The sequence below is a fragment of the Streptomyces sp. NPDC052301 genome, from assembly GCF_044593395.1.
In the GTDB taxonomy this organism is placed as follows: Bacteria; Actinomycetota; Actinomycetes; order Streptomycetales; family Streptomycetaceae; genus Streptomyces.
Window position 1 is genome coordinate 78,183 of record NZ_JBIUBE010000023.1, and the last position, 16,524, is coordinate 94,706.

The 16,524-nt window shown below is 69.0% G+C and carries 14 protein-coding genes and 1 pseudogene; 7 read left to right on the forward strand and 8 right to left on the reverse strand.

Features of this window, described 5'->3' with window-relative positions; genetic code table 11:
* Positions 1-241: 241 nt before the first annotated feature.
* Entirely contained in the window at positions 242-988 is a 747-nt protein-coding gene (locus tag ACIHEJ_RS38680) for an AraC family transcriptional regulator (protein ID WP_400142541.1), read from the forward strand.
* A 104-nt stretch (positions 989-1,092) separates the two neighbouring features.
* Here the strand turns inward: ACIHEJ_RS38680 and ACIHEJ_RS38685 are convergent, their stop codons facing one another.
* Both ACIHEJ_RS38685 and ACIHEJ_RS38690 read right to left on the reverse strand, forming a co-directional pair.
* Positions 1,093-1,512 (reverse strand): MarR family winged helix-turn-helix transcriptional regulator, encoded by a 420-nt coding sequence (locus ACIHEJ_RS38685; RefSeq protein ID WP_400142542.1) that lies wholly within the window; start codon positions 1,510-1,512, stop codon positions 1,093-1,095.
* Positions 1,513-1,567: 55 nt separating this feature from the next.
* Complete coding sequence (locus ACIHEJ_RS38690) at positions 1,568-2,449, reverse strand: NmrA/HSCARG family protein (protein ID WP_400142543.1); 882 nt, start codon at positions 2,447-2,449, stop codon at positions 1,568-1,570.
* 102 nt (positions 2,450-2,551) lie between these two features.
* Between ACIHEJ_RS38690 and ACIHEJ_RS38695 the strand changes: the two genes are divergently transcribed.
* Complete coding sequence (locus ACIHEJ_RS38695; protein WP_400142544.1) at positions 2,552-3,031, forward strand: MarR family winged helix-turn-helix transcriptional regulator; 480 nt, start codon at positions 2,552-2,554, stop codon at positions 3,029-3,031.
* A gap of 274 nt (positions 3,032-3,305) precedes the next feature.
* Here the strand turns inward: ACIHEJ_RS38695 and ACIHEJ_RS38700 are convergent, their stop codons facing one another.
* Both ACIHEJ_RS38700 and ACIHEJ_RS38705 read right to left on the reverse strand, forming a co-directional pair.
* Positions 3,306-3,758, reverse strand: coding sequence for a VOC family protein (locus ACIHEJ_RS38700; RefSeq protein WP_400142545.1), 453 nt, complete (start codon positions 3,756-3,758; stop codon positions 3,306-3,308).
* A gap of 101 nt (positions 3,759-3,859) precedes the next feature.
* A complete protein-coding gene (locus tag ACIHEJ_RS38705; RefSeq protein WP_400142546.1) occupies positions 3,860-5,869 on the reverse strand; it encodes a glycosyltransferase family 4 protein in 2,010 nt (669 codons plus the stop codon).
* Positions 5,870-6,311: 442 nt separating this feature from the next.
* On the opposite strand from ACIHEJ_RS38705, the gene ACIHEJ_RS38710 reads away from it, so the two are divergent.
* Positions 6,312-7,070, forward strand: coding sequence for a PIG-L family deacetylase (locus tag ACIHEJ_RS38710; RefSeq protein WP_400142547.1), 759 nt, complete (start codon positions 6,312-6,314; stop codon positions 7,068-7,070).
* Positions 7,071-7,114: 44 nt separating this feature from the next.
* Here the strand turns inward: ACIHEJ_RS38710 and ACIHEJ_RS38715 are convergent, their stop codons facing one another.
* From ACIHEJ_RS38715 to ACIHEJ_RS38725, 3 genes are all read right to left on the reverse strand, one after another.
* A complete protein-coding gene (locus tag ACIHEJ_RS38715) occupies positions 7,115-7,651 on the reverse strand; it encodes a hypothetical protein (protein WP_400142548.1) in 537 nt (178 codons plus the stop codon).
* A 191-nt stretch (positions 7,652-7,842) separates the two neighbouring features.
* Positions 7,843-8,883, reverse strand: coding sequence for a vWA domain-containing protein (locus ACIHEJ_RS38720; protein WP_400142549.1), 1,041 nt, complete (start codon positions 8,881-8,883; stop codon positions 7,843-7,845).
* Positions 8,884-9,017: 134 nt separating this feature from the next.
* Positions 9,018-9,944 carry a hypothetical protein gene (locus ACIHEJ_RS38725; RefSeq protein WP_400142550.1) on the reverse strand — a complete coding sequence of 309 codons (927 nt, stop codon included), beginning with the start codon at positions 9,942-9,944 and terminating at the stop codon, positions 9,018-9,020.
* 527 nt (positions 9,945-10,471) lie between these two features.
* On the opposite strand from ACIHEJ_RS38725, the gene ACIHEJ_RS38730 reads away from it, so the two are divergent.
* Positions 10,472-10,693, forward strand: a complete 222-nt coding sequence (locus tag ACIHEJ_RS38730) for a CarD family transcriptional regulator (protein ID WP_400142551.1) — start codon at positions 10,472-10,474, stop codon at positions 10,691-10,693.
* Between the two features lie 487 nt (positions 10,694-11,180).
* Here the strand turns inward: ACIHEJ_RS38730 and ACIHEJ_RS38735 are convergent, their stop codons facing one another.
* Positions 11,181-11,570 (reverse strand): VOC family protein, encoded by a 390-nt coding sequence (locus tag ACIHEJ_RS38735; protein WP_400142552.1) that lies wholly within the window; start codon positions 11,568-11,570, stop codon positions 11,181-11,183.
* Positions 11,571-11,846: 276 nt separating this feature from the next.
* Between ACIHEJ_RS38735 and ACIHEJ_RS38740 the strand changes: the two are divergent.
* From ACIHEJ_RS38740 to ACIHEJ_RS38750, 3 genes and pseudogenes are all read left to right on the forward strand, one after another.
* Positions 11,847-12,002, forward strand: a pseudogene (locus ACIHEJ_RS38740) (GNAT family N-acetyltransferase); the annotation flags it as partial.
* Between the two features lie 306 nt (positions 12,003-12,308).
* Positions 12,309-14,336, forward strand: coding sequence for a HelD family protein (locus ACIHEJ_RS38745; protein WP_400142553.1), 2,028 nt, complete (start codon positions 12,309-12,311; stop codon positions 14,334-14,336).
* A gap of 425 nt (positions 14,337-14,761) precedes the next feature.
* Positions 14,762-16,027: an MFS transporter gene (locus tag ACIHEJ_RS38750; RefSeq protein ID WP_400142554.1), complete on the forward strand. Its 1,266-nt coding sequence runs from the start codon at positions 14,762-14,764 to the stop codon at positions 16,025-16,027.
* Positions 16,028-16,524: the final 497 nt, after the last annotated feature.

Genomic DNA, 16,524 nt, shown 5'->3' on the forward strand with positions numbered 1-16,524 from the left:
TCCTTCTCTCCAGCCGCGTACGAGGCACGCCGGCTCGATGCCATGTGGTTCGGTCAGGCGCTTCGCGCGACTCAAGACCACTCCGCAGGAAGGAAGTCTCACCGGAGCAAGGTGTGGCTTGCCACCGCTAGAGTGCCAACCGATGCCTGTTCACCGCCAACCTCGCCCGATCGCCGGTGTGACGTCACATGTGTGGCCCTCCGGCGGACGTCACCTCTGGCCGTCCGGCGCAACCAGCGCGGTGCAGTCGCATGCACGGGGACACCTGGTGTACGCGGCCGGCGGCGTTCTGGCAGTTCACACGGAGCGCGGCACGTCGATCGTTCCCGCCGACCGGGTCGCCTGGACCCCCGCCGGGTACACGCACTTTCACCGCGCCCACGGCGACACCGACATGCGGATCGTCTTCCTCGAGCCGTCCCTCGCCCGGCTCGTACCGGACCATCCCGTCGTGTTCCTGGCCTCCGACCTCGCCCGCGAGGTCCTGCTCGCCCTGACCGGCCCCCGCAACTACGACGACGCCGTGCCCGGCTACAGCCGCTCCGCGCGCGCTCGCCTCCTTCGGGTCCTCGTCGATGAACTCGGCGAAGCGCACGAACAGCCGCTGCACCTGCCGGAGCCACGGGACGACCGCCTGCGAGCCGTTGCCCGGATACTGCACGAGACGCCGGCGGACAACGCCACGCTGGCCGAACTCGGGAAGACGATCGGAGCCAGCACCCGTACCCTCAGCCGGCTCTTCCGCAACGAACTCGGCATGACCTTCTACGAGTGGCGCACGCAGCTACGCATCCACCACGCGCTCGTGCTCCTCGCCGAGGGACACGACACCACCCGAACCGCCTACGCCTGCGGATGGGCCAACCCCAGCAGCTTCATCGCAGCGTTCACCGACATCATCGGAACGACCCCGGGCCGCTACCGAACCAGTCGTCGGGCCACCGCCCACGCGTCTCAACTCCCGGCGGTGGTCCGGCCCTCGGGGTGAGCCGTGTCCTCGGGGTGAGTCGTGTTCGTTGTTCGGCCGTGCCGAGTCAGGCCTTCTCCGCGAGCGGGTGTTCCTCGCGTCCTGAAGATCGTCGTGATCAGTGATCAGTGATCGATGCTCGTCGCCGTTTCCAGGTTGCGGCTCATGCGCTCCAGGACGCGCACCGTTGTGCGGTACTCGTCCGAGGAGATGCCGGTCGTGGACAACTCCCGAAACGCGTCGACACGCGCAGTGACGTCGGTCAGACGGCGGCTGCCACCAGGAGTGAGGGTGAGCCGGTTCGGTGCGGGACGGTCCGCCCAGCCGTCGGCGAGAACGGTGTCGATGGCGCCGGTCAGTACAACGCTGTCGGCGTTGGCGGCGAGGGTCGACAGGACCGCGCTGTCCCTGATTCCGGGAGCGTCGTGGACGAGGTTGAGAACCTGCCAAGCGATTCGTGTGAGGCCGAACCCCTCCAGCATGTCGTTCATGTAGCGGGTGAGTGCCTTGTCGGTGCGGTTGAGCCAGTAACCGATGGGCTTCATGCGTGTGCTCCTTCGGTGGTGGTGATGAGGGCGGGGGCTGCGCGGACGGAGGCTGTCAGTGATGTGGGGGCGTGCGGGACAGGAGTGCCGGCCACTCCTGAGCGACGGCCCAGTCGGTGAAGCTGTGCCAGCCGACTTCGGGGTACTCGCGTCGCAACGCGGTGGCATCGACGCCGAGGCCGAAGGTGGTGAAGTACTCGAACATGGCCGCCAGGTCGGCCGATCGAGTCCGGACGTAGGACAGGGGTACTTCCTGGTGGGCGATCGGGCGGCCGATGGCGGTCGTGAGGATCTCCGCCATCTGGCCAGGCGTGCGTTCGTCCGAGGCGATGTCGATGCGGCGGCCGGCGAACTCCTCACGCCGTCGGAGGACCAGCGCGGCGAACGCGCCGATGTCCGAGGCGGGGATGAGAGTGAGGGGCCGGTCGGCAGGCATGGGCCAGGCGAAGGTGCCGTCGCGCAGCCCGTCGAGGGCCCAGCCGCCGGCGTAGTTGTCCATGAACGCTGCCGGAGCGATCACCGTCCAGGGCACCCCGACAGCGCGGAGGTGCTGTTCGACCAGGTACTTGCTCTCGTAATGCGGGATGCCGGTGCCCCGGTCGGCGTGGGCGGCGGAGGTGAACACGATGTGCCCCAGCCGCACCTCTGCCGCGGCGCTGACGAGGGTCTTGCCCTGTCGCACTTCGGTCGCGGTGTCGGTGTCGAACGGGCTGGTGACCGCGAACAGGGAGTCCGCTCCGGTGAGGGCTGCCTCGAGCGAAGGGCGGTTGTCGAAGTCGGCGTAGCGCACCTCGGCGCCGAGGCGGTGCAGGACGTCGGCGGTGGGCGAGTCGGGGCGGCGGGTGAGCGCGCGCACCTGATGACCGGCGGCCAGCAGGGCTCGGGCGGTGGCCCCGCCCTGGGCTCCGGTGGCTCCGGTGACAGCGACGGTGAGCATGGGTCCCCCAAAAGGTAGTATCACTGCGTGGCGCATTCACTGCGTCACGCAGAAGATTAGGGGAATTCGCTGCGTCGTGCAGTGATTTGGAGTGTGATCCAGATGACAGACTCGCGTCGGGACCGGCTGTACGAGGAGTTGTCGAGGGAGTCGCGCCGCTACCTGGCGGCCTACGTGCTGTTCAACCAGGCCATCGCCGACCATCTCGGACTGCATCCAACCGACGTGCAGTGTCTGAGCCTGCTGACAGCGGAGCCCGGGCCGCTCACGGTCAAGCAGATCGCCGACATGACGGGCCTGACCACGGGCTCCGCCACGCGACTCGTCGACCGGCTCGAACGTGACGGCTACGTGGTCCGCTCACCCGACCGGCAGGACCGCCGCCGCGTGCTGGTCACCCCCGTGCCGGAGCGCATCGCCCGTGTCACAGCGGTGTGGGACGACCTCGGCCGGTCCTGGCAGGAGCTCCTCGACGACCACACCGAGGACGAGCTCGAGGTGATCACCCGGCACATGCGACGGGCGCACGACCTCAGCCACGCCCAGATGCGGCACCTGCGCTCCCGCCCGAAGCCGGAGTGAACCGGAGATCACCACGCCTGTCTCTCACGGAACTCGCGTCAAGGCCGGTAAGGCCGCAGGGGGGTGGGCGCGTGACGGTGTCCCACGGGGCTGAGCAGCTCGGTAGCTCGCTGGGCTCATGCTCCGGAGGACGACTGCCGGGGCCGCCGCACGGCGCCCGGCGCGAAAGCCTTGCAGTCGACCCCCACGGCTCGGTCGGATCGGCGTACTGAGCAGCGGACGAGGGGTCTCCCGGGACCGGAGACCCCATGTTCCGCGCCGGCCGCGGCCGGACCTAGGCCGCGCAGAATTCGTTGCCTTCCGGGTCCTGCATGAGCCACCAGTGTCCGGCCGGGCCCTTGTCGACCTCGCGGACGCGGGTCGCCCCCAGGTCTTCCAGCCGGGTCACCAGTTTGTCGAGGCCACCAGGCTCGCTGTGGACGTCCAGGTGCAGGCGGTTCTTGCCCGTCTTGCCCTCGGGCACCTCCTGGAAGAGCAGTCGACGGCCGCGACCGACGCCGCTGGTCCGATCGAACGGGTCGTCGGGGTGGCGGATCGCGGCATAGCCGCGAAAGGTCCTGCGGCCGTGATGGTCGGCGACCGCCTCCTTGCCGAGCCGGCCGGCGGCCAGCAACTGTTCGACGAGAGCGCTGGGGTCTTCCACCTCGTACCCCAGGGCCGCCGCCCAGAAGTCCGCGAGGGCGGGTGCGTTCGTGCTGTCGATGACCAGCTTCCAGCTCAATGTCATGTGACCACTCATATGGGTTACACGGACGCCCCGCAACCAAGACGCGGACGCTGCACGCAGCAACCGCCACAGTCAGACTGCAGGACTCACCCGCCGCACTCTCACGGCAGGTCGACGGCGTTGACGGACAGGTCGTTGTCCACGGTGTAGTACGGCCGTACTCGGGCACGCCCGCGCGGGGTGTCCTCGAACACGGTCACGGGATACACGTACACCTTCTTACGGTCCTTGACGTCGCCGAACCAGCCGCCGACGCGCACCGGTTCGGCCCGGTCGGCGATGCGCACCCACAGGTCCCACAGGTCCTGCTCCGCGTGGTGGAGCCGAGCGACGGCCGCGCAGACCACGCGCGCGTGCAGCACCCCGTCCTCGTCACGGTGCCAGGACAGCTCCAGGGCACCGGCGTCGGCGGCGCGGTCGCGGTGTCGCAACTCGAAGCCCTCGACGTCGGCCGCGGGTCCGAACATCCGTACCGCCACGTCGATCTGGTCGCTGTCGGTGTAGATGTCGACGCGCTGGACTTCCGCGTGCACGTCGGCCTCTCGGGCGGTCAGCGCGATGAACCCGTCCACGGTCTCGTACGGCAGGAGCGCTCGGACCGGGGACTGCTGTGCGTCGGGCCGGAAGGTCGTCAGGCCGCGCAGATCGAGCAGGTCACTGTGCAGGCGCCTGCGTGGCCCGTTCGCCGGGTCGACCCACAGGTCCCACACCGCGTTCCCCAGGGGCAGCGTGCGTTCGACGGGGGCCCAGACCCGGCCGCGGTCGTCGCGGCCCAGCGGCACGCGCAGCGTCGTGCGGTCCTCGTCGCGTCGGATCAGCAGCAGTTCGCCGTCGTCGACCGGAGCGGTTGCCGACAGCACGACGCGCAGTGAGCCGTCCGCGTCGGCATGGAAGGCCCCGCTCATCGGCGCCGTGACCGGGGCCGACGCTGCCTCCGCCGCGCGGAGCGCGTCCGCCCGACCGGATCGGGGCCGCAGCAGGCGGCTCAAGAACGAGGCACGCATCGGCGACGCGGTGGAGTCGCGGGCGCCGAGCTCGCGGAACAGGTCCTCATAACGCAGGGCGATTGCTGCGGGGTCGAACCGCTCGGAGTTACGACGGGCCGCAGCCCCCATCGCGGCCCGCGCCTCGTCGTCGTCGATCAGCCGCAGCAGACCCTGGGCGATGGAATCGACGTCTCCCGGTGTGACCAGCAGGCCGTCCTCGCCGTCGTGGATGATCTCGCGCGGGCCGAGCGGGCAGTCGGTGCTCACGACCGGGACGCCACAGCGCATCGCCTCGACGATGGTCATGCCGAAGGACTCGCTGTCCGAAGTCACCGCGGCGATCGAACCCTTGACCCACTCGGCCTCGATGGGGGAGGCCAGACCCATCAGGTGGACCTGGTTGTACAGGCCGAGGTCGTTGATCAAGGTGCGCAGCTTGCCGCGCTGGCTGCCGTCGCCGTAGATCCGCAGCTGCCAGTCGGGATGGTTGGCGGCGACCTTGCCGAAGGCCCGCACGAGCAGGTCGTACCGCTTGATGACCGCGAGCCGCCCGGCCGCGACGACCGTCTTGACGGTCGGGTCGGCCGCGGGCAACGAGGGTGCCGGAATGCTGTTGGGTATGGAGACGACACGCAGGCCAGGAATGGCCATGTCCCTGCGGTAGTTCTCCGCGTCGGCCTCGGACACCGTGACCAGGGCGTCCAGGCGGGCGTAGCTCTCCTTCATGTCCGGCAGCAGCGCCTCCGGGTGCGACGCCAGGGTGATGTGCTCCTGGCCGATGCCCAGGGTGCGTTTGCCGGCGAAACGCGCGACATACACGTTCAGGCCGGGGCGTGTTCCGATGAGCACGTCCGGGGGGTTCTGGCGGAAGTAGTCGGCGGCCCGCTCGTCGGTCACCGTGCTGTACTGGTGGTAGCGGGTCTCGGCCGCGGGGAAGACTCGGGCCGGCTCGTTCCGCTCGGCCTCGGGAATCTGTCGCGTGTCGATCAGGCTGGTGACTTTGACTCGCGGATCAATCGCGAACAGCGGCGCATCCTTCGGCTGGAACACCGAGACGATCTCTACCTGGTGGCGTTCGGACAGAGCCGAGGCCAGGTTGATCGTTGTCCGGTTTGTCCCACCCAAGCCGAAAACGTCATGGATGAGGAATGCAATTTTCACGCGGCTCTCCCCGTTCGGGTCATGGACCCACCAGTCGCTGTAACGCACAGGATACCCACTGGTACGGCCCAGCTTGTTCACAGTTACGCCGCCATTCACGGAACACCCCGGTGTGTGGGTGTTCCTCAGCGGTCTCGGTTCGAGCGCGCAGGCGGACGGGACCGGCCGCGGAGCTGAGTGTCAGCTGGGCTGCGGCCGCGTCATACTCGGGAAGCCCACGGCCGATGGAGAAGTGGCCGGAGAAGAACGCCTGCGGCAGCGGGGTGTTCGGGCCACAACCCGGCGACGACACCTCAACTCGCCATGGCCCGGCTCGCGTCCATCGCCGAGGGCCGCCCGGGCCGGCGGCACGCCGCATCGGGTGGCATACGATCGGGCTCCCTTCGTGCTGGAAGGCGGTATGCCCATGCCCGTGCCGAGCCTGCTCGCGGTTTTCGCCCACCCGGACGACGAGTCGTTGTCAGCCGGCGGAGTGCTCGCTCGTCACGCGGCTGCGGGCGCACGTACCGCAGTAGTCACGACAACCTGGGCCGCTGACACCGAGCGGGCCGCGGAGTTGGCCGAAGCGCTGCGGATCCTCGGGGCGGGCAAGCCGCGGATGCTCGGGTACGCCGATGAGCGCGTACCGCAGTCGGCGCCAGGCTGCCTGCGGTTCTGCGATGCGCCGCTCGACGAGGCGGTAGGGCGGTTGGTGGCGCACATCCGTGAATTCCGCCCGGACATCATGGTCACCCATGACGCCTATGGCGGCCTGCCCGGTCACCCCGACCACGTGCACACCCATCGCGTGACCTTGCTCGCCGCTCACGCCGCCGGGCTTGAACGTCTCCACCCGGCCGCCGGTGCCCCGTGGCAGCCGAGCGCGCTCTACCTGGCCACACACCCGCACTCGGCGGTACCGGCGCTGAGAGAAGTGATCGGAGCGCGCAAGGCGGTGTACAGCGTTCCGGACGAACAGGTCACCGCAACTGTCGACGTCGGCCCTTGGACGAGGCAGAAGATCGCCGCGGTGCTGGCGCACCGTTCCGAGGTGGAGCGGGGTGCTCTACCGGGCGTGATCGCACGCCTTCCGCCGGAAGTGCGGGAGCGGCTGTTCGCCACCGAGTGGTACATCCGGCACACTCCCGTCGCCCCGGCAACGGCCCAGACGGAACTGACATCCTGAGCGTCGGCGAACGACTTCCGTTCTCGCACGAGCAGCCCCGCGGCTCATTCCCCGTCCGAGTCGGACAGAGCCTCGGTGATCAGGCGGGTGGCGAAGTCGTGGTCGCCGGCGATCCGGTTGATGTGTTCCGCGAGCAGGACAGCCGTGGCTTCCAGGGGGTTCATCTCGGCCTCGGTCCAGCGTCCGTGCTGCGCGCGCCACAAACTGGGGCTCAGTCCGGTGCCCGCGGCGACGAGCAGGCCGGCCATGGTGGGGATGACCTCGGGACGGAAGGTCTTGGGCATCATGCGCATGCTGGCCACGAGGGCGGGCACCACGTACTCGATGACGTCTTTGCCGTGCTCCTCACAGGCCGTCCGCAGCCACTTGACGAGCATGTAGATGAGCGTGCACGTGCCGGTCAGCAGCGCATCGATCCCCGCAGGGCCCAAGGACGCGGCGAACTGCTCCATCATCTGCTGCTGTACGGGGTCGGTCCCGGACTTGCTGTCGTAGACGGCTTTGAGCCGAGAGTCGATCATCATGAGCGCTGCGCCGACATCGCCGACGGGAGCGTACTCGGGGTCACAGGGTGATGGCACAGGACTCCTCCTCACATGACCGACGCGGGCAGCGGTGCATATGCGTACCGTAGACCCCTCCTCGAACACGAGCCGGGAGATTCCGGCGGGAGCGCCGTGGCATGACCCTCACCACCCCGACGCCCGCCGCCCTGAACCTGACCGAAGACCGCAGGACTTTCACGGCCGGATGTCACCAGGGGTTCGAGGTGTCAGAGCATGAGCAGCAGACGCGTGTTCGGGACGAGCTTCCGGTTCACGCTGGTGCTCTGCACGAATATCGTGAAGTCGTCGTTGTGGTCGGGCTTGACGCGAACTTCGACGTTCGGCAGGCCCAGTAGAGCCCGCGCCTCGGGGCCGGTGTACACCCGGTCCGTCTTCTTCTCCAGCACCGCGATCTGCTTCTGGGCCTGGATCTTCTCCGACTTGCTCAGCTGGTAGAACGCACCGCCGGTGCGGTAGGTGTGCCCGCATTCGATGACCCAGTCCCGGATCGCCGCGTCACGAGCCACCGGAATCAGCTGATACTTCGACGCAGGCACCGGGGTGAGGCCGGCCGCCTTGATGGTGTTCTTGTTGACTGCCTCAGCACCGGTGGAGAACACCGCCCGTGATCCCCGGATGCCCCGGGTGCGGCCCACCATGAACTTCTCGGTGGCCTGCCGAATGACCTGCCCGGCCTCCTCCAGACCCTGCGTGCTCGTGGCATCCCAGATGGCGATGTTGTCCTTGGGGAAGCCGCACTGCATGGCCTCGCGCCTCCCCATTTGGTCCGGCACGAGGACCGCCAGCGTCCAGTTGTCCTCCTGCGTCGCGATCATCTCGGCCACGGCCTCGACCAGTTCACGCGGTTGCCTGGCAGGGGCGTCCGGGCAGCGATGACTTGCGTTCTCCTGCCCGTCGGTGAGTACGAACGTCAGGAAGCTGTGGTCGCCGTACAGTTGAGCCGTCTGCGCCAGCTCTCGCTGTGACTTCAGCGCCGCCGCCAGCAGAGCCGTCATTCCCCCGACCCGGTACAGCTGCTTCAGCGAGGGCATCCGCAGCACGTCCTTGTCGTAGATGACGCAGTCCACTGCGTCTGCGAAGACGTACACCGTGACCCGGGTTTCCTGGTCCAGCTCCCTCGATCGGCGGGCGAGATACGCGATTTGCTGGTCGGCGACCTCGACCACCTTGCTGCGCAGGTGCGACATGGACGAGCTGGCATCCAGCACGAGAGCAACGTGATTGATGTAGTTCTGGCTTCCGGACATGGCAGCTCCCCCTCTTTCCGACTCGATGCTCCAACCGTCTCATGCACCACTGACAATCGATCTTGCCTTCCCGCACGACCTGACCGTCGCGGGTGTCGGTCGGGGCGGCGCCGGAGAGACACGTCGGACACGGCTCAGAGTCTCTGGTCGATCTTCTTGTCTCGCATCAGCTCCTCCAGCTCTGTGTCCGACAGCGGGTGCAGAGTGTCCAGGAGACGGCGGAGCCCGAGCTCGTCGATGCTCTGGCTGGTGACCTCGACCTCCGCGTTCCGCTGCCGGCGGGTGAGGGTGACCTCGCGGGCCCCGCCGGGGAAGTCGCGCACCGTGACCATCTCACCGTGCGCGTCCACCGTGCAGGTCACGCCCATCTCGACGGGCTCGGGGCATCGGGGTCCGGGCGTGACCGGCGGGCGCACCACGAGTCCCACGTACCCCGTCTCGTACCCCTCCCGGACGGAGCGGTAGTCGACGGCGAAGGACGCAGGGCCGACCTCGGCACGGGAAATCTGCATGCCGGGCGGCGCAGTGCCCAGGTACAGCAACTCCGGCCTCTCGCGGTATCGCGCGACCTGCGCCTCGTGCCGACGGTGCTGGGCGTGCGCCGGACCGACGAAGCCGCCGTAGGCCACAGCGGCCGCCGGCACGGCCAGCGCCCCCAGCCGAACCCACCGGCTCGGCACGAAGAGCGCCGCGGCCACGGCGTACGGTGCTCCCGTCAGCGCGATCCTGGTAGTGGCGCTCCCCAGGTCAACGCCCCCGCTGTAGGCCGCCAGACCCGCCAGGACGCCAAGCGTGCCGAGGACGAAGACCAGTACCGCCCAGCCGAGACGCCGCGGCGCGGAGCCGCACAGCGGCACGAGGGTCTTCACCGGTATGCCCGCCATGCCCAGCAGGACCACTGCCAGTGGCACACCCAAGGCGAGAACCGGCACCGTCGCTTTCGCACCACCGCCCCAAGCCGATGCCACCAGCTCGAAGCCCAGCGTCGGCACCATCGTCGCCGTCATGGCCCAGACCAGGAAGAGATGCAGGGCCGTGAGTGTCCCTCTCCCGCTATTCATGTGGCGGAGCCTGTCAGATGGTGTCGCGGCGTACATGAGTATTCGTACTCAGCCGCCTGCTCGGCCGCGGGGTGCATCCTTTGCCGGTCCGGACGAACAGCGGCTTGTAATTCCGGTCAGGTGAGTTGTCCGGAAAATCGAATATCGTCACTCGGGCCGCTCCGAAATAAATGGTGCGGCGCCATATTCATTTCGGGACACTCTGGCGGAAATGTGGTCGATTTATCAGGGTGGCAGGCTCATGCCGAAGGACGCCCGTCGCGGGACTCTGGCGAGGCCGCCGTGACATGTAGGCGGTCGGTCCGGCAGCCCTCCTCCAGGGCTACTGATCAGAGGTGCGGCCGTGGTGTGTGCTCCGCAGCCCTGCCGGATGCAGGGGTCAACCACGATCAGTGAAGGAGATCTGCGGTCCAATTTCGGCTCACCAGGACTCGAAACCCCAGGTCAGCGGCGTGAAGCGGTGCGCTCCGTCTGGATCTGTGCCGATGGCCACAGCAAACCGGATTCGCGTAGGCCCATACTGAGCTATGACAAAGCCCGCTGCGCCGAAGCGTCATCTGCCCACCAGCCCCTTCAAGGCCCCGGTCACACCGGCTCCCAAGCACTTCGCTGTGGGTGACCAGGTCACACACGACATGTACGGCCTCGGCCGAGTGGTCGGCATCGAGGACGGAATCGCGGCGCTCGTGGATTTCGGCTCGGCGCAAATGCGGATCTTGAGCCCGTACGCCAAGATGACCAAGCTGTAGGACCGCTGCCCGGTCACGGCACGCCAGGCCCCTCAGGCCCCTCAGGGGCCTGCAACGAAAGAGAGTTACCCCATCGACCCGACGTCGCTGTTCTCCGCGCCGGAAGTGCAACCCCGCTTCTCCACCGCGGCATCGCCGCCTCCGGCGACCAACCCCTTCCAGGCCCCTGTCTTCGGGGAGGACGAGACCTGGCCTCCCGAGAACGCAGACGCACAAGGGTCCGCCTCGGGCATACGTGCGGCGCGGCCCAAGGCGGCTTAGCTCCACGTCGGCCTGCGGCAGAGCCCCGTTCCGAGCTGCTTCGGAACGAAGGCGCCGCAGGCCCGCCACTCAGTACGGCCCGGGAATCCGGTGCTCTCGCGACGCATCCGAGCAGCGCGGTGCCGGCGCGTCCAGGTCTGCCGGCCGGAGGCCGGCGGGATCCCGGTCCTCGGCCGGATTCGCCGGCTGGAAACGCAGGACCGCAGGGGTCGTCGAAGCCCGACCGTCAGCCGAGGTAGTGGGCGCGCCCCTCGTCGTCGAGCTCGAAGGGACCCTCCGGGATGATGCAGAACTCATTGCCCTCGGGGTCCGCCATCACCAGGAACCCGCCGTCGGCGTACTGCGTCAGCCTGCGCCCGCCGAGCCTCTCGATCCGTTGCTGCTCGGCGGCGGGATCGGGAGAGGTGATGTCGAAGTGCATCCGGTTCTTGCCCGACTTGGGTTCGGCGGTTTGCTGAAAGCCCAGACCCAGGCCGTTCTCCCGGCGCAGCCAGACGTACGGGCCCATACGGCCCACGATCGGCCTGCCGAGCAGTTCGGACCAGAACATGGCGAGCCGCTCGGGGTCTGCGGCATCGACGATGAGAGCGTTGATGTGCATGGGGGAGTCCGCCATGCCCCGATCCTCTCAAGCGGCCCAGTGCCGCTCAACAGCGGCAGTGACGAGTGGACATCACACTTCGAGGGCGTCCCGCCGGTCCGCCCGCGCTTCGGTCCCGACGACGCCCCGGCCGACCGACAGGACGTCTTGGACGACCTCCTTATCGGTTTGCCGCCGACCGACGCGGTCGGACAGGGAGCTCGCATGCTGAAGGGCAGCAAGGGTCGGGCTCAGGGCCCGCCATGAGGAAGACATCCCGATCCTGCGGACCGAGCTCTACGACGACGTGGTCTGTCGGACAACGCCGCGATGTTGCGCTCCGCCGAGCGCAACGGCTTCGTCCGCGAAGGGGTGCTGCGCTCCTCCGCCTGGGTGTTGGGTGAGTTCCTGGACGAGGTGGTGCTCGGACTCCTCGTCCAGGACTGGAAGCCGGACTCGAAGGGCTAGGCCGGCGCCCCACCTCCGCTGACCGGCGAGCGATACACCCTGGCCCAGGACGCCTGTCAGCAGAGCTCGCCCATGAGGCAGGCGGGCATCGGGAGTGCAATCAGCGATATACGGCACGACGGAATGCATGATGCGCCATACACTCAGCCGTCATGGATTCCGTCGCGGGGGCATAGCTCCGTCAAGTAAGTCAAGACTTACCTTTAAGGAACCTTGACCATATGGTGTGGCTCGAATCGAAGGAGCCCCCTGTTGTCGAAAATGACTGATCCCGCTGTGCGTGCGGTTGAATCGGAGCAGGAGTATGTGTCCTCCCTGTACGAGTTGCTCGCCGAGCGGCTTTCCGAGGCGCGAGTCCACCGGGCGAGCGTGCTGAAGGCCCCGGCGCACAGCGCCGGTGAGGCATACGAGAGAGAAATCGCCGCCGAGCGTCTGGCCAAGGAAATAGGCCGGCTGGAGGGCGCCGAAAAGGGGCTGGTCTTCGGGCGTATCGACTGGACGGACGGCACGGCCCTGCGCATCGGACGGATCGGACTGCATACGGAGGAGGATGACCTGCCCCTGCTCGTGGACTGGCGCGCGAACGCGGCGCGGCCCTTCTACGAGGCGACACCGGTCCACCCGATGGGCCTGCGGCGGCGCCGGCACCTGCGCCTCGAGGAGCGCACGGTCATCTCGGTGAGCGACGAACTGCTGGACGGGACCGCCCCGACCGACGAGGACGTCGTGGGGGACGGCCCGTTGACCGAGGCTCTGTCGGCACGGCGTACGGGCAGGATGCGCGCGGCCGTCGCGACGCTGCAGGCCGAACAGGACGAGATCGTCCGCTCCGCCCACCGCGGGGTGAGCGTGGTGCAGGGCGGGCCCGGCACCGGCAAGACGGTGGTCGCCCTGCACCGGGCGGCCTATGTCCTGTACGCGTTCCCGCGCGCCGCGGAGGAAGGTGTCCTGGTGGTGGGCCCGAACGCCCGGTTCCTCGACTACATCTCCCATGTCCTTCCCTCGCTCGGAGAGAACGACGTCGTTCTGGCGACCTGCCCGGAGCTGGCCGGAGTGGCCCCGGACACGGTGGAGCCGTTCGACACGGCGCGTCTCAAGGGCAGCCCCGACCTGGCCGACGCCCTGGCCGGCCTGCTGCGCGTCCACCAAGCCCCCGCCGGTGACTTCACCGTCCGGGTCGGACAGGAACTGGTTCACCTCTCCGGCGAGGAGGTCGCCACGGCGCGCGACGCCGCCGTGGCAGCCGTAGCGGGGCACAACCCCGCGCGCCAGGTGTTCAAAGAGCTTTTGGTCGACGCCGTCACCGCCACGATGCAACGAGACATGGGTGACCTCCTGGAGCAGATCGACGCCGATGCCGAAAGGATGACGGGCATCGACCTCGACCGGTTCACGGGAGCCGCCCAGCGTCGTGCCGAAGGTGCGCCCGACTCAGGTCCGGTCCACGAACTGGACCTGGACGCCATCCGAGCCGATCTCCTCGACGACGCCGGCGTCGACCGAGCGGTCGAGGTGCTGTGGCCGCGGCTGTTACCCGGTGACCTCGTGAAGGCGCTCCTGACGAACGCCGACGCTCTCGCCGAGCGCCTGCCCCGCCTGACCGCGCAGGAGCGGTCCCTGCTGCTGCGCGGTCCGGACGACCCCTGGACCGATGCCGATGTGCCGTTGCTGGACGAGGCGGCGAGCCTGGTCGACGGCCCCCCCGAGCGGACGTACGGGCACGTCGTCGTCGACGAGGCGCAGGAACTGACCGCCATGCAGTGGCGGATGATCGTCCGCCGCTGCCCGGCAAGGGCGATGACGCTGGTGGGTGACTTCGCCCAGGCAGGCCCGGTCGCGACAGCACGCGACTGGAAGGAAGCACTGAGCCCCCACGTCGGACCGCGGTTCAAACTGCACAACCTGACCGTCAGCTACCGCACCACGCAGGAGATCCTGGAGAGCGTCCGGGACCTGCTCACGCGGATCGCTCCGGACCAGAAGCCCACACGGTCACTGCGAAGCGGTGAGAGCCCTCGCACCGTGACCACACCTCCGGACGGGTTGGTCACCGCCGTCTTTCAGGAACTCCGCGCCCAGAGCACCGCGCACCCGGGCGAACTTCTGGGAGTGATCTGCGCGGACACCAGGGTGAGCGAGCTGACGGGCCAGGGCATCGCTCACCACGCACGCATCGTGCCGGCGTCCGAAGCACGCGGCCTGGAATTCGACGGGGTCGTCGTCGTGAACCCCGAGGAAATCATCACGGCCCGCCCCGGTGGGGAAAGGGACTTGTACGTAGCCCTGACCCGGGCCACCAAGCGCCTCTGCACCATCACCGTCCACCCCGCCTGACGGCTCGGCGCCCGCGTCGTCGTCGCCGCGGGCGCACCCGGTGCGGTACAGACACCGGCCGGCCTGCACGGGGCTGCTCGCCGCCTCACCACGCGTGGCCGCACCCGGCATCACGCGGCCTGGCCCAGGACGAGGACGTGCAGATCCCCTTCGCGCAGCGCCACCCAGAATGCGGCATCGACGTCACCACCGTCGCCGGATGAGAATCCCTTCCGTGGACCGACCACCACTTCGATGCAGCCGTCGTCGGCTGTCGGCGCCGAGGAGTCGGGCGCGCGCAGCGGATCCGGCCGAGAGTGCCGCCTGCGGGTTCAAGGCCCGGCATCGAAGGCTGTTGGCCGCCGCACGGCACGCGTACGACATACCGGAAGCCCCTTCCACCGTGCCCGGATTCCCGTGCACGGCCCCACAGCCCGGGAAGTGACATGACCAGCACTGCACCCGCCGACGCGACGACCCACATGTCCGACCCCGCACAGGCACAGCGCCGTGTCCTGCGCGTCCTGGTCGCCTCCCAGATCCTCAGCGGCGCGGGGCTCGCGGCAGGCGTCACCGTCGGCGCCCTCCTCGCCCAGGACATGCTCGGCTCAACCACCCTCGCCGGACTGCCCAGTGCCCTCTTCACCGCCGGCTCAGCGCTGACCGCTGTCGCCGTCGGCCGCATCTCCCAGGCCCGAGGCCGCCGTCCCGGTCTCGCCACCGGATACCTCACCGGTGCCGTCGGCTCGGCCGGCGTCATCACCGCCGCCGTCCTGGACAACCCGGTCCTGCTCTTCCTCGCCCTGTTCGTCTACGGCGCGGGCACCGCCACCAACCTCCAGGCCCGCTACGCCGGAGCCGACCTCGCCGCACCCGGCCACCGGGCCCGGTCCGTCTCCACCGTCCTGGTCGCCACCACCCTCGGCGGGGTCGCCGGCCCGAACCTCGCCGCTCCCACCGGCACCCTTGCGGAACACCTCGGCCTACCGAACCTCGCCGGCCCCTTCATGCTCTCCGGCGCCGCATACGCGCTGGCCGCGCTCGTCCTCGCTCTCCGGCTGCGCCCCGACCCGCTGCTCCTGGCCCGCACCGTGGCCCGCGCCGAGGCAGCCGCTGCCCCTGCACGCGCGGCCGCCTCCGACGCCGCTGACGCGACGGACGGCCGGGGAGGCGTCGTCCTGGGCGCGCTGGTCATGATCCTCACCCAGCTGGTCATGGTCGCGATCATGACCATGACGCCGGTGCACATGCACGACCATGGACACGGCACCGCGGCCTCCGGCCTCGTCATCGCCATCCACATCGGCGCCATGTACCTGCCCTCCCCCCTGACCGGCTGGCTCGTCGACCACTACGGCCGCATGAAGATCGCAGCCGCCTCCGCGACCACCCTGCTGGCCGCCGGCGTCCTCGCCGCCACGGCACCCGGTGACTCCATCGCCCTCCTCGCGCTTGCCCTGGCCCTGCTGGGACTCGGCTGGAACTTCGGCCTCGTATCCGGAACCGCGATCATCACGGACACCGTGCCGCTCGCCACCCGAGCCAGGACCCAGGGCATGGTCGACGTCTCCATAGCCATCGCCGGCGCCACCGGCGGCATGGCCTCAGGCATCATGACCGCCGCCACGAGCTACCCCGCCCTCGCCCTCACCGGCGGCATCCTCTCCCTCGCCCTCCTGCCCGCCGTCGCCGCCACCGCGTACCGTCGATGAGCACCATGCGTCACGAGACCACAGCACCGGACGTCACCGTCGCCGGCGCCGGCCCGTTCTGCTTCGCAGCGTCGTGGTCCGGTGCAGGAGTGATCAGCCGGCTGACATGAGGAGGCGGCCGCCTCGCTCGGCGGCCGCCTTGTCCGTCGCTGCCCTGGAGCTCGGAGCAGTGCGCGAAGACGCCCGGGCCTGCGCCGTCGGGGGAGATGAAGCCGTAGCCCGCGCTGCTCAGCCAACCGACGATCGTCGGCTGACGAGGCCGCTGCCGGCGGAGCCGACGACGGAGAAGACCCTCCAGCCGCTGCCGGTGCCGCTGCCACGACCGCCGCGTGTAGTACCCCGGTACTACCCGCCCGCCGCCGTTCAGCCCTCGGTACCACCGGATCCGGCCGGTCGCGGACTTAGCGTGGCCGGTGAGGCGTCAGACGCGACGGGCGCCCGGGTCCGAGAGGAAGAGCGCCCATGATCGAGGCACGGCAGCTGACCAAACGGTACGG